The sequence below is a fragment of the Anoxybacillus tengchongensis genome (assembly GCF_014201585.1).
In the GTDB taxonomy this organism is placed as follows: Bacteria; Bacillota; Bacilli; order Bacillales; family Anoxybacillaceae; genus Anoxybacillus; species Anoxybacillus tengchongensis.
This window is the reverse complement of record NZ_JACHES010000003.1, coordinates 1-15,783: the sequence shown is the minus strand read 5'-3', so window position 1 is coordinate 15,783 and position 15,783 is coordinate 1. Positions and strand designations below refer to the sequence as shown.

Genomic DNA, 15,783 nt, shown 5'->3' with positions numbered 1-15,783 from the left:
AGCCTCCCTTTACTTCACCGTCGAAACTTCAATCCCAAGCGGCAGTGCGGCCCCGCCTGCATGCATCAATTCAAGTGAAAGAACGTCTTGAGTCGAAAAGATGGTGTAATCGATATAGGCCGATTGGGTAATCGGTTGAAGCGGTGGGATGAGATAAACGACACCGTTTATTTTGACGCCCCCACAGTAAGCGCCACCGCGTCCGCTAAAACGAAGGCGAATGGTCTTTATTTCTCCTGCTTCATTTTGAATTGGAAGTGATAAACGATATGTTAAGCCGTAATGACCAGGGTTGTGCACGGTTTCGTTCGGATTGCTTAATGCATTGGAAACGGAAAGAAGATGATCCGTTTTTCCGTTTGATATACTGTAAGCAACAGGTTCGCTATCGATCGTATATGTCGGCAATGTCGCTTCTAATGTCGTTCCTTTCCATACGCCGCGCGGATGAGTTGCATATGAATCAAGCGGTGCGAGCGTTGGAGAGATCGTTGAGAAATTAGCGGATGAATTGGTGACGACTGTGCGAATACGATAGTCTGCCATGCCGTTTTCTTGTTGCACAGTAAAGTCATATAAAAAGCCGAGCAGTTGATTGTTTGAGACGTCAAATGCTTGAATGACTGCGCTCGTTCCTGCTTTCACTTTCACTGTTGGAACGGTTGCGAACGATTGACGCAACACCGCCTCAGCCAGTGGTAATCCAACATCATAATGCCCCCAACTATTTGGACTTGTTCGATATGTTCCTCTTATATTTGTTACAACAATATCGCTAGATGAACGGTTGTCAATCATTATTGCAACTGTCGCATGAGTGCCTAAGGCGTTAACGTGCCAACCAAATACGCGATGCTCCATCGTTTGAAGTGGTTCTTGCACGTGATCAAGCGCTAACGTTGCTTGTTGATTTGGTACAGAAGCGGATGTTAACACTTCTGGATTATCGCTCAGTAATAGACGACGGTCGTCAGCAATTTTTGGTGTTGTGACGTGCTGTGGGACAATCATAGCTGTTTCGTTGACGGGCAGTAACGGACTGCGAAACGTCGTTCGTGGAATAGAGAAAAATAAATCGTTATTTCCGTTACGAGTCATTTGCGCGCCAAACACGGTCATGATCCACGAAGCAGATACGTACCATTCGTCGTTCAGTCGAATCGGTGCGAGTGGTGCTACAACTTCTTGGTCATCAACAATAAATTGTTTTTTCCCTGCGAAAATGGTCAGCTGTCCACGGGATAATCGCACGGTTAATGATTCATCTGTTTCGATCCAATCGGCATTTACATCAATAGCTGTTAATAAGTTTTTTAATGGGATGTATGTATATAATCCATCTGTCATCGTGTTGTTTGTGATTTTTGTCTGATTGACATATACTGCTCCCTTACTTGTTTGTAAAGTTGCCCACGAGATGCGCACATCTTTTCCCGTCCATTGAACATGGGCATCGAGCGCTTCAGCGACAAAACGAATAGGAACGAATGTGCGCCCTTTGTAAATGATCGGCGGGGCGTCAAGTGTAACGGTTTGCTCATTCATTGTCGCTGTGGACGATTGAACAGTAAGGAAAATAACCTTTTTATTCTTTTGAACGGTCACTTGTTTTGTGTTTGCGTTCCAAAAAACATTTGCCCCCATCGTTTGAGCGATCGCTCGAAATGGGACGAGAATACGATTGTTCACCATAATGGGCGACGCATCTGTTTGTAGTGCTTTTCCGTTTGAAATGATTGGGATATGTACAGGTCGAATGCTTGTTGCCTCCGTAGATGTCGCCATCGTTGAAAAACTAATGAGTGTAACGAGTACATATCCAATAATTTTTTTAAACAAAACTACCACTCCTTCCCAACACATTATACCATATCATTTCCTTTTGTCACGTATTTTGGGATTTAACGTAAAAAAGACGCCCGTTTGGACGTCTTTTTCGTTATTGATTCGCTACCGTAATTCTTCCTTCTACCGCTGAAATCGGCTTTTGTGATTGTAAATAGTTGATCACGACTGTACTTAATAATTCCCCGCTATCAAATTCGAGTTTATTTGTTTTAAACATATCATAGCCGTCGCCACCTTTGGCGATAAAGTCGTTTGTTGCGACGGTGTATGTTTTTGCTTCATCAAGTGGCTGTCCGTTAATTTGAACGGATGTCACACGTGAGCCAGCTGGTTTCGTCGCATCAAACGTGAAGCGAATGCCTGAAACGTGTGGGAAGCCGCCATTTTGTTCAGGATAGAGGCGGACGCCATGTTCAAGCGCTTTTTTCAAATCGGCACCGCTCATCGATACTTTCACAAGCGTGTTTGCAAACGGTAGCGTCGTTAAAATATGATTGCGTGTCACATTTCCTTTTGGAATGGAAGCGCGAATGCCGCCGCCGTTCGTTAGCGCGACATCCGTTTGAAGCGCTTGGCGCATCGCATCAGCAACGAGGTTGCCCAGATTTGTTTCTTTTGTGCGTACGTTTGCACGTTCACCGTCTAAGTTGACGTCAATTGTTGCGATGACTTGTTGTAAGGTAGCATCGATATTGTTTTTGTACGTGTCAACGATCGCTCGAACGGTAGCGTCTTCTTGCTTTGTTGCGCTGTCACGATATAAGAAGCCGTTTACCCCAATAAGTTTACCTTTATAAAATAATAAGTTTGTTTGTCCTAGTGCTTTTCCGTATTCAAATGCTTGGGAGACGTAAGCGTATTTAAACTTTTTCGGTGCTTCAATGGTGTCGTGGCTATGACCACCGAGAATGACGTCTACACCAGATACGTTGTTAGCAAGTTTCTCGTCTGTTTGTAGACCAGCGTGAGACAATACGACGATATGATCAACTTTTCCTTTTAGCTCGTCCACGAGTTGTTTTAATGTCGCTTCTTCATCTGCGAATGTGATGCCGACGATGCCTGCAGGATTCGTTTTTACTGCTGTATCTGTTGCAGTTAAACCAACGAGGGCGATTTTTTTCTTGCCGACTTGTTTAATCGTATATGCAGGTAAAAATGGTTGTCCGTTTTTATAAATGTTTCCGCTAACGACTGGGAATTGTACAGCTTGTTTTAACTCAAGCAAACGATTTTGACCGTAGTTAAAATCGTGGTTGCCCGGAACCATTGCATCGTATTTCATTGCGTTCATCAAATCAACGACAGTTTGTCCGTTATTTAAGTTCACGTATGTTGTGCCGTGGAACGTATCACCTAAATCGACAAGGAGTGTTTGTTTATTTTTTTGACGCGCATCTTGGGCAATTTTTGCGATTTTGGCAAAGCCCATTTCACCGTTTTGCGTGTTGGCGATCACGCGTCCGTGCGTGTCGTTTGTATGAATGAATGTAATTTTTTCAATGTTTGTTTCGTATCGCTTGAGTATTGTTTTGATTTGTTCAGATGTAAGCCACTCTTGTGGGCGGATTGTTTTGTCGCTATATCCTTGAAGCAAACCGAGATGAAGTGCGGCAGCGAGCGATTGTTGTGCCCATGGTTTAATAGACTTTTCGTCCTCATACAATTTAAATACGTTCGTTGCGTAGTGATGGCGAAGTTGTAACGAACGAATAAGAAAGACATACGCTTGTTCGCGTGTTATTTTTTCGTTTGGCGCAAATGTTGTTTCCGTTTTTCCACTTGCGATGCCGAGGCGAATAGCTGCTTCAACGTAAGGTGCAAGTTGTGGATCAACGTCTGTAAAAGGAAGTTCCTTTACTTCACTTTTAATGTCAACGCCTAGCGTCGTAATGAGTTGTTGCACAAACTCTCCGCGCGTCACATGCTCGCTTGCTTCCGATGCTTGCGGTTGGAGAACAAAGGCAACAGCAAACATACAAGCAAACATGAGCCATTTTTTCATTTTATACATCTTTTTTCCTCCTCTACTTCATTATGACTCTTCTTCATTATAACAAAATTCTACAAATCTTTTTTGCTAAAATATTAAAAAACTATTATTTTTCAGTTAAATTCCTATTTTATGTAGTTGCGATTTTTGTCTATTCATGTCGTGTTTGGCGCGATACAATGGAAGTGCGTAGGAGGTGGCACGGGTGAGCAGGTGGTTATGGATATTATTGATTTTTCTTTTTATTCCACAAGTCGTTTGGGCGAGTGAAAAAGAAGAGTGGATTGTTCAAGTTCAACGTATATCAGATATTGTATTTCTTCAACCGTACGTTGTTGATACGATGGGGACGTTTGCGAAAGTTGCATTAACAGAAGAGGAACAAAAAGCGGTATCACGTTTGCCATTTGTTTTGAAAACGGAAAAAAATGATGTGAAGCGGGCAGCTATTGATGATCCGTTATTTTCGGAACAATGGTCTTTGCCGCTTATTCATTGGTCTATGCCTTCGCTAACATCGGTGAATCGACTAATCGGTAAGCAGATGATTGTCGATGGACAAGAATACGTGTACGATGGTGAGCCGTTTGACGGCGAACATATCGTCGTCTCACTTGGCGAAGAGAAATTGTCTCGTATTTCTGTCACGGTCGATCATCTGGAAGGGCCGTGGCGTATAGAGGTACAAGATGAAAAAGGTGACATGTTAGGGAAAAATGAAGGAGAGCTTTCTCGTTTAGATGTACTCATCCCCCGTTCTTCTGCAACGATTCATTTATATGTCACCGCACCAAATTGGACAAAAGCACCACGCATCATTGAAATGAAAGGGGTTGACCACGTTCTTGTTGCGGTTGTTGATTCTGGGATTGTGCTTCATGAAGATTTGAGCGACCATGTGTTATATAGCGTAAGTGTCGATTATGCAGAAAAGAAGCGATATGCTGATGATACGTTTGGGCATGGGACGCATGTGACCGGCATTTTAGCCGCACGTGTCAATAACGGAAAAGGAATTGTCGGGCTGATCGGTGATGCACCAATTGATATTTTACCAATTAAAGTGCTAGATCGTTATGGAGTTGGTGGCGATTTTGAAATTGCAAAAGGAGTAAAATATGCACTTGACCAAGGGGCCTCTGTTATTAATTTAAGTTTAGCTGGTCAAGGAGAGACGGAAGTGTTAAAGTCGGTCATCGAAGAAGCAGTAAAACGAGGTGTACATGTTGTTGCCGCCGCAGGAAATAGCCATATGCCGACAACAAACATTTATCCCGCCAGTTATCCTGGGGTCATTACTGTTTCAGCGATCGATCGAAAACAACTGCCGCTTTCTATTTCAAATTATGGTTGGGACGTGGACGTGAGCGCACCAGGAGATTTTTTAATGAGCACATATTTGTCAGGGTATCGGACGATGCGCGGAACGTCGATGGCAGCACCGCACGTTTCGGCATTACTTGCGATGTTGCAGGCGATGTATCGAGAAGAAGATGCGTTTCAGCTTCGACAACGTTTGTGGAAAACCGCCAAAGACGTGTACTGGCGTGGATATGATATATATACCGGATATGGAATGATTCAATGGCAACGGGCAATGACGTTATCTGTTCCATTAGGTATTGACTGGTTGAATTTGCAGCCGGGGCAGCCAATTGAAAAACATCGTACGTATATTTTAGGTTTGTCTTCTCGATTTGTTGGAAAACAAGGTCATCTTTTTGTGAACGGAAAGCTCGTTCATTCGTTTCATATAGATGGAGAAATGATGTCTTTTCGTTTGTTCGACATCGTTAAACAACAAGGAGATGTGGCGGTCGTTATCACAGATGAGGAAAAGCGAGTCAGCGCTTCGGATGTTCGTTCTGTTCCGATTCGTTCGACAACGTTTTCCGATGTGAAAAAGACGTATTGGGCATATGATGCGATCATGCAAGCCCAGCAACTACAGATTGTACGTGGACTTCCAGACGGCTTGTTTCATCCAAACGATCCTGTCACACGTCGGCAAAGCATTGTTATACTTTCCCGTCTATTTGGTTGGGAGGCGCCATCTATTTTGCAATCTCCTTTTTTCGATGTGCCATTAACGTCAGCTGATGCACTGATTGTAGCGATAGCAGCGGAAAAAGGCGTTGTGAAAGGAAACGAGGGAAAAGCTTTTTTACATGAACAGCTCACACGTGGGCAATTTGCTTTGCTGCTTATGCGTGCCCTTCAACTAGAAAGCGAAGCCATTCGCTCCGTTTATCCGTTTCGAGATGTGAAGCAACAAGATGTGTGGAAAGCAGTGCAATTGCTAGCGGAACGAGGATTGATTGCAAAACATGCCTTTTTCCGTCCGAATGATCCGATCACGAGAGCAGAAATGTGTGCCATACTTATCCGCGCTTCTTCCCTTGTTCGACAAAATTCGACAAAACCATAATAAAAAAAGCCCCGCCATTTGGAAACGGCGGGGAGGCTGACTTAGCAACCAAAACCTTATCGCATAAATAAGTATAGCCTTTTTATTTTAAAAAATCACTACAAAAATAATAACTTTGTTGTATAAATTTGTCGCTTTGTGTCGTTATTTGTCGAAAAAGATCGAGCGATTTGTCGAATAGAAAAATATGCTTTGACGGGTATGGAAAAGGTTAGGATTGTTTGTTATGCTTAATGGTAGAAAAATGTCGAAAGGGAGAAGAAGATGCTGGGGAAACGTCACGTATATGGTTGGTTAATCGTTTTTCTTGCTTTTTTTTCTGTTGCTTCACCTAGTTGGGCAAATACAGAAGTAAAGCAAGGAGGGCGATTTGTCGATGTTGGGGACGATCATTGGGCAAAAAATGAAATTGATTTTTTAGCAAATGCACAAATTATTAACGGCTATCAAATGGGACAAACGGTACAATTTCGTCCTGCACAAATGGTGACAAGAGCAGAAGCGGCAAAAATGATCGTCAGCGCTCTTGGGCAAACGGAGTGGAAAGATGGAACGTTGCCGTTTCAAGACGTTCCACTAAATCATTGGGCGCGTGGTTGGATCGCACGCGCAGTGCAACTAGGCGTGATGGGGGGAGACGGCACGACAAACTTTCGTCCGAATGATGGGTTGTCACGTGCTGAAATGAGCATCGTTCTTGTCAATGCTTTTTCTCTCCCGAGTAAAGGAGCAGCGGTAGAGTCTGCAGCGGTATTTAAAGATACGGCAGGGCATTGGGCGTTAGCTCATATTAATCGCTTATATTATCACGGTATAGCGAATGGACGGAATGGGCAATTTTTTCCGAAGGATGCGATTTCGCGTGCTGAATTTGCAACATTAGTAGCTCGAACCATTAACGATCAATTTCGTTTGCCGTTACCAGATTTAATCCAACAAGGAAAAACAAATATTCAAGGAACGGTGACAATTTCTTCGCTTAACGTTCGACAAACGCCGTCAACGACTGGGATGCTTGTCGGAACGTTGAAAAAAGGACAAGTTGTTGATGTATACGACATAAACGGATATTGGGCAAAAATTGCGTATAACGGTCAGTTTGCTTACGTGCATAAAACGTATTTAAAACTGCGGAATATAGCAGGTTCCCCTGTGAAAGGGCGCATTATCGTCGTTGACGCAGGGCATGGTGGAAAAGATCCTGGTGCGATCAGCGGAGGAGCGAACGAAAAAACGATTGTGCTTGAAGTAGCGAAATTGTTAAAAGATAAACTTGAAAAAGCAGGCGCAACGGTTGTCATGACGCGGGAGACCGATGTGTATCCGACGCTGCAAGATCGGGTTGATATTGCAAAAAATAACTATGCTGAAATGTTTGTCAGCATTCATACAAATTCAGCGACGAACACAAGTGCAAAAGGAGCTGAAGTGTATTATGATTCATCAACGAATCCGAATGCTGAAGAAAGCAAAAAATTGGCGCAATACATTCAAGAGGAAATTGTCCGTATGGCAAATATGGTCGATCGTGGTGTAAAAAATAGCGGCTTGTATGTTTTACGTAACAATAACGTGACAAGTGTGCTCGTTGAACTTGGATTTATTTCGAATGCTGAAGATCGTGCTAAGTTAACGTCGGCACAATACCAAAATATATATGCAGAAGCCATTTATCAAGGTATTGTGAAATATTATACAGCACAATAGGAGGTGACGTAGTGAAAAGGTGGATCATCTCGACTGTTTCGGTCGCCATGTTGTTATTGACAGCTTGTGAGCAGGAACATGCAGGGGCAAGTGAAGAACAAGAAATTGCGACAGCACCATGGACGGAACAGCAGTTGGCAGATACGAATAGCCGTTTAAATCAAATCGATGAAAAAATAAAACAGTTAGACGAACAACTAGCAAAGATGAAAACAGCTGCGGAATCGCCGCAAGTGTTTAAAGACGTTCCGCTCGGTCATTGGGCGTATGTCTCCGTCACTCGTTTATACCGTCAAAATATCGTTGGGGGTGTGGGTGATGGTTTGTTCGCTCCAAATCAAGCGATTACGCGCGCGCAAGCGGCTGCGATGCTTGTCAGAGCATTCCAACTGCCGCTATCGAACAAGCCATCGATTTTTGCGGATGTCCCCAATTCTCATCCGTTTGCCCGCGAAATTATGACCGCATATGAGGCTGGTTTTGTTGGAGGGTACCCAAACAATCGGTTTGCACCACAAGAATCGATGAAGCGAAAGCATATGGCCATGATTATTCAACGCGCTTTTCGCCTGCAGGCGACATCAGCACCGTATGCAGGTTATAAAGATGTGACAAACGGAACCGAAGGAGCGCTAGAAATTCGCATCATTTCCCAACATAGCATTGCGGAAGGAAGCAACGGCTATTTTTATCCTGAGCAAGCAACAACGCGCGCTCACTTTGCGACGTTTATGGATCGTGCGCTTCAAAATAAATAGGCTGTGCATGTGCACAGCCTATTTGATTTTTTTCACTTCAATCCCTTTGTAGTAATACTTTAAAATTTGGTCATACGTAAATCCTTTTTCGGCCATCGAGCGCGCTCCCCATTGACTCATGCCGAGTCGATGTCCCCATCCATTCCCTGTAAATGTAAATTCAGTTGGGGCAGTTGGATAGTACATCGTTCCATTTTCTGTACGAATCGAAGTATTTCCAGTTGTAATCGTCGTTTGTCCATTATTTGTTTGAAGCGCATAGCCAACAATATGATCGACTGTTTGTTCTGACCCATCTGCCCGTTTCACTTTCACGTTTGCATTTCCTTTGACATCGAAGGCAATACTTTTTAATGAAACGCCGAAAAATGAACGAAACGCATCAGCTGATGAGACGAAAGAAGGGCGAGCTTGTACGATGCGCTTTTGTCTTGTCGCTGGATTGTATACGGTCGCTTCCATTTGTTGAACGCTTCCTGCATTTGTTTTTTGTGTTACACGAAGTGATACGACTTGTTCGTTTGTTAGCTTAAATCTTGAAGATACTGTATTAGCTACTACTTTTGCGTTCCACCCATAATGTGGATTGCTTCCATGACGATCATATGGATCAGAAACAGAACGAATATAAGGAACGGCGTTACTCCATACATTTTCGCTATTTTCTGTGTTTCCACCAGAACTTGAGTGGAAATACGCAGAAATGGGTTCATTTTGATACGTTGCATATACGCCTGCTGTTTCATTGACTGCTGCTGTTGACGTTGCTTGTTCTTTTGATTTTCCGCCGTACACTTGGCTTGCGACTGTCATTTGTAAAAATGATGTATTTTTTAATTGGGCATATGCATAGCTACGAGCCGCCACAGCTTGTGCTTTTAACGCTTCTTTATGCCAAGATGACGGCATTTCTCCTGGAACGACACCTTTTAAATAATCTTCTATATCTAACGTATTAAATAAGTTTGGTGCTGTCGGCCCTGGGGTTATTTCAAATGAACCGCGATATTTCACAGGTGCTGATGTGCCGTTTGCTTGTTGAATGCTGCCGATTGTGACGTCATGTTGATCGTTTCTTGTCACTTCATCTAATAAAAACCCGCTTGTTGATGTGTAAGAAGCACCGTTGATCGTAGCGACAACCGCCCCATTCGTTTGCGAAAAGGCAATGGGATTTGTAAACGGAATAACTTGTTTCGTTTTTAAATCAATGAGCTGATAGTTTCCATTTACTGTCGCAAGAAACGTCGCTGTCGGCAATAGCTTTACCTTTACAGGAGTTGGATATGACGCCGCATCAACGGATGTTGGGATAAAGAGAAATAGACTGAAAGCAACTAAAATCCATCGAATGCGTTTCATCGTCATTTCGCCGCCTCTAATTGTTGTTTTAGTTTTTCTACTTCCTGCTCAAGTTGTTGAACGCGTTGTTCAAGCTTAGTGACACGGTCATTTAACGGATTAATTTTTGATAGCACCCATTCGACGCTTGCTAACACAGGTTCGCTATTTGCTAGCGCTTTTGATGCAGATACGGTCAACATCGCTGCGAGAAACATCATGACGATCGTTCTTTTTTTCACCGGTTTTCTCCTCCCTTAACTCTATCTATCTCACATTATAACAAATGATTTCAACAAAAAGGACGAAAATGTAACAAAATTCTAGTTTTCTATTTTCCATTTGTCGATTTTAAAATTTATGGTATAATGTCTGATAGGTTTGTGAGAACAGATGGTAGAAAGTGTTACTTTTTAAACGATAATGGATTAAAAAATCGGGAATGCTAACGAATAGGGAGGTTTCCTATGGTTTATTTCACCTTGTTTCTTTGTTTTGTTGTAGCTGTGCTAATTACGCCTGTTGTCAAATGGTTGGCGTTTCGTGTTGGTGCAACAGACAAGCCGAATCAGCGGAAAGTGCATCAAAAAATTATGCCACGTTTAGGCGGATTAGCGATCTTTATTAGTTTTATCGTTGGTTATCTTGTATTGAAACCAGCTAGCCCATATGCGACAGCGATTGTCGTTGGAGCGACAATCATCGTACTAACGGGTGTGCTTGATGATATATATGAGTTGTCACCAAAATGGAAGTTGCTCGGTCAAATCATTGCTGCCATTGTTGTGATATATGGTGGCATTCGCATTGATTTCATTAACTTGCCGTTTGGTGGCCATTTAGAATTTGGATTATTAAGCATCCCGATTACGATGCTTTGGATCATTGGAATTACAAATGCGATTAACTTAATTGACGGCCTAGACGGTTTAGCCGCAGGCGTATCGTCGATTGCGCTCGTAACGATTGCCGGAATGGCAGCGACAATGGGTAATACGTATATGTTCGTTTTTGCCATGAGTTTATTATTGCTCGGAAGTACGCTCGGCTTTCTTTTATATAATTTCCATCCAGCGAAAATTTTTATGGGCGATACAGGGGCGTTATTTTTAGGCTATATGATTTCGGTGTTATCGCTTCTCGGTTTTAAAAATGTTACAGTGTTTTCGTTGATCATTCCGATTTTGATTTTAGGGGTGCCAATTTCGGACACGCTGTTTGCGATTGTGAGACGCATCGTCAACAAACAGCCGTTATCGGCACCAGATAAATCACACTTGCATCACTGCTTATTGCGTCTCGGCTATAGTCATCGTCAAACGGTGTTAATTATTTACGGCATGGCAGCGATGTTCGGTGTATCTGCTGTTGTGTTATCGAAAGCGACGATGTTTGGAGCATTGCTCGTTATCGCGTTCGTTTTACTTGTTGTTGAACTTGTGGTTGAGAAAATTGGACTTGTCGGAAAAGACTATCGCCCGCTACTGAAAATGGTTCGCGGAATGAGGAAAATTTCGTAAAACAAAGAGGGTGCCTCGTTGGACACCCTCTTTTCTTATTCTTGAGCGAATTGTTCCGTTCTTGCTTGGTAAGATGATACATCGAGATGTGTTTTTAACGTTTGTTTAATTTCATCTACCGTTGCTTCATCAAGTCGGTAATAATATACCCCGCTGATGCGTGCGTCTTCTCCTTTGAGATGGAGCGTTTCGATGTTTGCTCCCGTCCCTTTTGTCGCGTAAGCAAAGAAACCTTTCATTTCTTCAAATGTTAAGTTGGTCGTCATATTTTTACCGACCGCTTCCATGATATCGTCAAATTTCGTTAATGAATGAACGCTCATTGCTTTTTTGAAGATCGCTTTCATCAATTCTTGTTGCCGTTTGCCACGTTCAATGTCGTTGTCATATTTACGTGTTCTTGCAAGCGCTAACGCTTCTTCACCGTTTAATGTTTGTATACCTGGTTTTAAATGGATGGCGTTTTTGCGATCTTTTGAGTCTATTTCGCGAATTTCATAAGGGACATCAAACTCAATGCCGCCAAGTTCATCGACGACATCGACAAACGCCTCAAAATTCATTTTGACGTAGTAATCAACTGGAATATCGAGCAATTCCTCGACTGTTTCGACTGTTGCTTTGACCCCACCGTATGCATGGGCATGAGTAATTTTATCGTATTTTTTTTCGATTGGAATATAAACGTAAGAATCGCGTGGAATGCTAAGCAATTTGACCGTTTTATCTTTGACGTTAAATGTCGCAAGGACAAGTGCGTCGGAACGTACGGCACCCATTCCTTTCTTTTGTCGAATGTTACTGTCGTCTACGCCAATAAATAAAACAGAAATGTTGTCTGAGTTTGGATCCACTTCTTTCATTCGCTTTTCTGACTTTTCTCGTCCATCGATTTGTTCAAATGATTGCTGGATGACGGATTGCGCTTTATTGAAAAGAAATGTTGCGTATGCTCCCCCACCGATAAGAAGTAGAAGTAATGGAAGCAAAACAAAGGTCCATATTTTTTTTCGCTTTTTCTTTTTTTTCATATATGCTCGTCTATTTTGCATAGTCGTTCCCCTTTTTTAAAAGTTCAACAAATATCGACATGTAAACAATCATCATTTTACAAAATTTTTATGCAGTCGTAAACGAAAATTTTTTTACTCCTTTACATCAAACTCGACATATACATGTTCGCCTTCTGCGATGGTGCCTCGCCCATTTGTCAACTCTGTCATCCATGCGCGGAAATCGTCTTTTTGTTTTTCTTCCACATATGTGTCAATAGTCACATGTTCCGCATAATGAATGTCTTTGATTGCATAGATTGAGGCGCGCAATTCGTTTTCGACTTTGCCAAGCCATGTATAGTCAATCGTTGTATGCATGATACGCATAAGTTTACGTTCGACGATGCCTGCTGCTTTTAGCCCTTCGGTTACTGCTTTGCCGTAAGCGCGCACAAGGCCGCCAGCGCCGAGTTTAATGCCGCCGAAATATCGTGTGACGACAACGACCGTATTTTTTAGCTTTTTCTTTTTTAACACTTCGAGCATAGGAACGCCTGCCGTACCGCTCGGTTCTCCGTCATCGTTCGCTTTTTGAATATGGTCATGCTCGCCAATGATATACGCAGAGCAGTTATGTGTCGCATCCCAATGTTTTTTCTTTATTTGTTGGATAAAGCGAACGGCTTCTTCTTCTGTTGTCGCGCGTTCCACATAACCAATGAAGCGCGATTTTTCAATGACGATTTCTGCCTCTCCATATCCTTTCACCGTATAGTATGCCTCTAACAAAGCGTAATCACCTCAAATGCTTATTTGGAATGTTGTGCGTTTTTTGTCGAAAAATGCTGATGTAAATAGACGAAACGTGCTATAATAAAAATTATAAAACGATATGCCAAATGTTCAAAGTAAGAATAACATTCAAATAAAAGTCAGAAAAGTCATTTTTGTTGACTTTTGGTCATTTTTTCTTTAGGTGGTGTATATGTCCAACAAGAAAATAAACGCAAAAGAGCTGGACCGAATTGTAAAAAAAATGATTGAAGCTGTAGATGAAAGTAAAGCGGAAATTTTTCATATTAGCGAACAATCACGGAAAGAACATGAACGTCTCCTTGAAGAGCTACGACAAACGAAAGAAGAAGTGCAACGCGTTATCGCTCAAACGGACAATTTAGAAATGCAAGCACGTTTAGCGCGACAACGATTATCCGATGTTAGCAAAAACTTCTCGTTTTATACGGAAGCTGAAATTCGACAAGCGTATGAGAAAGCGCATTTGCTACAAATGGAACTAGCCATGGCGCAAGAAAAAGAAAAGCAGTTGCGGCAACGTCGTGATGATCTAGAAAGACGGCTTACTGCTGTGAAAGAAACGATTGAACGAGCAGATCATTTAATCGGACAAGTGACCGTTGTGCTTAACTATTTAAATGGAGATTTTCGCGAACTGAGTGAATTTATTAATGGTGCGAATGAAAAACAAGAGTTTGGACTTCGGATTATTGAGGCGCAAGAGGAGGAGCGAAAGCGTCTGTCGCGAGAAATTCACGATGGACCCGCGCAAATGCTTGCGAACGTCATTATGCGTTCCGATTTAATTGAACGCATTTATCGCGAGCGTGGTGCTGAAGAAGCGATCCATGAAATGCGCGATTTAAAAAAAATGGTCCGCTCGGCTTTATATGAAGTGCGTCGCATCATTTACGATTTAAGACCGATGGCGCTAGATGATCTCGGTTTGATTCCGACGTTGAAAAAATACTTACAAACGATCGAAGAATATCATAAAACAACGATTACGTTTACATATATGGGAGAAGTGAGACGGTTATCTGATCGCTTTGAAGTTGCCATTTTTCGTCTCGTGCAAGAAGCTGTGCAAAATGCGCTAAAACATGCGGAGGCAAAAACCATACAAGTGAAAATAGAGCTTAAAAAAGACAATTTGCTCATTGTCGTGAAAGACGATGGTAAAGGATTTAATCCGAATGAAAAAAAAGAAAAAGCGTTCGGATTAATGGGCATGCGTGAGCGTATCGAATGGCTGGAAGGAAAATTACATATTTACTCGCAACTTGGACGCGGGACGATTGTTACAATGCACATTCCGCTCCAAAAGACAGCAGGGAAAGGGGAACAACAATGAAAACGCGCATTGTTTTAATTGATGACCATAAATTGTTTCGAGAAGGAATTAAACGTATTTTAGATTTTGAACAAGATTTTGAAGTCGTCGCAGAAGGAAGCGATGGCAATGAAGCACTAGCGCTTGTGGAACAGTATAAGCCAGACGTTGTCATTATGGACATTAATATGCCACATGTAAACGGTGTAGAGGCGACACGCCAGCTCATCGAAGCATATCCAGATACGAAAGTCATTATTTTGTCTATTCACGATGATGAAAGTTACGTCATGCATGCTTTACAAACGGGCGCGATGGGCTATTTATTAAAAGAGATGGATGCCGATGCTTTAATTGAAGCGGTTCGTGTCGTGGCAGAAGGCGGTTCGTATTTACACCCGAAAGTCACGCATAATCTTGTGAAAGAATACCGTCGTCTCGTTGCGGAAGAGGGATTGGGAAAGGAAAAGCAAAATCAAAACCAAGATGTGTGTCGTCCGTATCATTTATTGACGCGTAGGGAATGTGAAGTGTTGCAGTTATTGGCAGACGGAAAAAGCAATAAAGGTATTGCCGATGCGCTTTATATTAGTGAAAAAACGGTCAAAAATCACGTTAGCAACATTTTACAAAAACTAAACGTGAACGATCGCACGCAAGCGGTTGTTGTTGCGATTAAAAACGGTTGGGTCGAAGTGAAATAAGGTTGTCGAAATCGATTCGACAACCTTTTTCAATGCAATCGTAGTTGTAATGTAGTACAATGCAGATAGGAAAAAATTTGGACAAGGAAGGGTAGTAACTGTTAAAATATTTTTGTAAAAATCAACAAAACTCTATATACAATTTACAAAAAATCACAAGGCAAAAGAGCCAACAAAGCCAAGAGAATGGTTAAGGAGCTAACTGAAAATGATTAAAACATATAAGGTTATGCTACTTCCGAATAACAAACAAAAAACAAAATTAGTTGAGTGTGCGGGTGTTGCCAGATGGGCGTATAACTTTGCTTTAGCACAACAACAAGAAAATCATAAACAAGGTGGCAAATTTTTAAGTGATGGA

13 protein-coding genes are annotated in these 15,783 nt (G+C 42.1%); 7 read left to right on the top strand and 6 right to left on the bottom strand.

Features of this window, described 5'->3' with window-relative positions; translation table 11 throughout:
• Positions 1 to 9: 9 nt before the first annotated feature.
• Entirely contained in the window at positions 10 to 1,848 is a 1,839-nt protein-coding gene (locus HNQ82_RS04030) for a stalk domain-containing protein (protein ID WP_343053392.1), read from the bottom strand.
• A 91-nt stretch (positions 1,849 to 1,939) separates the two neighbouring features.
• Complete coding sequence (locus tag HNQ82_RS04025) at positions 1,940 to 3,862, bottom strand: 5'-nucleotidase C-terminal domain-containing protein (RefSeq protein ID WP_183247370.1); 1,923 nt, start codon at positions 3,860 to 3,862, stop codon at positions 1,940 to 1,942.
• Positions 3,863 to 4,046: 184 nt separating this feature from the next.
• Here HNQ82_RS04025 and HNQ82_RS04020 point away from each other — a divergent pair, with 184 nt between their 5' ends.
• The 3 genes from HNQ82_RS04020 (at position 4,047) to HNQ82_RS04010 (ending at position 8,734) form a co-directional block, all read left to right on the top strand.
• Entirely contained in the window at positions 4,047 to 6,269 is a 2,223-nt protein-coding gene (locus HNQ82_RS04020) for a S8 family serine peptidase (RefSeq protein WP_183247369.1), read from the top strand.
• Positions 6,270 to 6,533: 264 nt separating this feature from the next.
• Positions 6,534 to 7,976 carry an N-acetylmuramoyl-L-alanine amidase gene (locus HNQ82_RS04015; RefSeq protein ID WP_183247366.1) on the top strand — a complete coding sequence of 481 codons (1,443 nt, stop codon included), beginning with the start codon at positions 6,534 to 6,536 and terminating at the stop codon, positions 7,974 to 7,976.
• A gap of 11 nt (positions 7,977 to 7,987) precedes the next feature.
• Complete coding sequence (locus tag HNQ82_RS04010) at positions 7,988 to 8,734, top strand: S-layer homology domain-containing protein (RefSeq protein ID WP_343053390.1); 747 nt, start codon at positions 7,988 to 7,990, stop codon at positions 8,732 to 8,734.
• 18 nt (positions 8,735 to 8,752) lie between these two features.
• Here the strand turns inward: HNQ82_RS04010 and HNQ82_RS04005 are convergent, their stop codons facing one another.
• Both HNQ82_RS04005 and HNQ82_RS04000 read right to left on the bottom strand, forming a co-directional pair.
• Positions 8,753 to 10,096, bottom strand: coding sequence for a SpoIID/LytB domain-containing protein (locus HNQ82_RS04005; RefSeq protein WP_246348869.1), 1,344 nt, complete (start codon positions 10,094 to 10,096; stop codon positions 8,753 to 8,755).
• Between the two features lie 2 nt (positions 10,097 to 10,098).
• Positions 10,099 to 10,317 carry a hypothetical protein gene (locus tag HNQ82_RS04000; protein ID WP_183247362.1) on the bottom strand — a complete coding sequence of 73 codons (219 nt, stop codon included), beginning with the start codon at positions 10,315 to 10,317 and terminating at the stop codon, positions 10,099 to 10,101.
• A 225-nt stretch (positions 10,318 to 10,542) separates the two neighbouring features.
• Here HNQ82_RS04000 and HNQ82_RS03995 point away from each other — a divergent pair, with 225 nt between their 5' ends.
• Positions 10,543 to 11,595: a glycosyltransferase family 4 protein gene (locus tag HNQ82_RS03995; protein WP_183247360.1), complete on the top strand. Its 1,053-nt coding sequence runs from the start codon at positions 10,543 to 10,545 to the stop codon at positions 11,593 to 11,595.
• 35 nt (positions 11,596 to 11,630) lie between these two features.
• Here the strand turns inward: HNQ82_RS03995 and HNQ82_RS03990 are convergent, their stop codons facing one another.
• Together HNQ82_RS03990 and HNQ82_RS03985 are read right to left on the bottom strand one after the other, a co-directional pair.
• Positions 11,631 to 12,647: an LCP family protein gene (locus HNQ82_RS03990; protein ID WP_183247358.1), complete on the bottom strand. Its 1,017-nt coding sequence runs from the start codon at positions 12,645 to 12,647 to the stop codon at positions 11,631 to 11,633.
• A gap of 93 nt (positions 12,648 to 12,740) precedes the next feature.
• On the bottom strand, positions 12,741 to 13,379 hold the full coding sequence (locus HNQ82_RS03985; RefSeq protein WP_183247356.1) for a YigZ family protein: 639 nt from the start codon (positions 13,377 to 13,379) through the stop codon (positions 12,741 to 12,743).
• Between the two features lie 196 nt (positions 13,380 to 13,575).
• Here HNQ82_RS03985 and HNQ82_RS03980 point away from each other — a divergent pair, with 196 nt between their 5' ends.
• The 3 genes from HNQ82_RS03980 to HNQ82_RS03970 all read left to right on the top strand — a co-directional run.
• The gene (locus HNQ82_RS03980) at positions 13,576 to 14,739 is read left to right on the top strand and encodes a sensor histidine kinase (protein ID WP_183247353.1); all 1,164 of its coding nucleotides are present in this window, start codon (positions 13,576 to 13,578) and stop codon (positions 14,737 to 14,739) included.
• Complete coding sequence (locus HNQ82_RS03975) at positions 14,736 to 15,422, top strand: response regulator (protein ID WP_183247350.1); 687 nt, start codon at positions 14,736 to 14,738, stop codon at positions 15,420 to 15,422. The genes HNQ82_RS03980 and HNQ82_RS03975 overlap by 4 nt, the downstream gene beginning before the upstream one ends.
• A gap of 208 nt (positions 15,423 to 15,630) precedes the next feature.
• The coding region (locus tag HNQ82_RS03970; protein ID WP_183247348.1) for a helix-turn-helix domain-containing protein at positions 15,631 to 15,783 on the top strand (153 nt) is incomplete at its 3' end.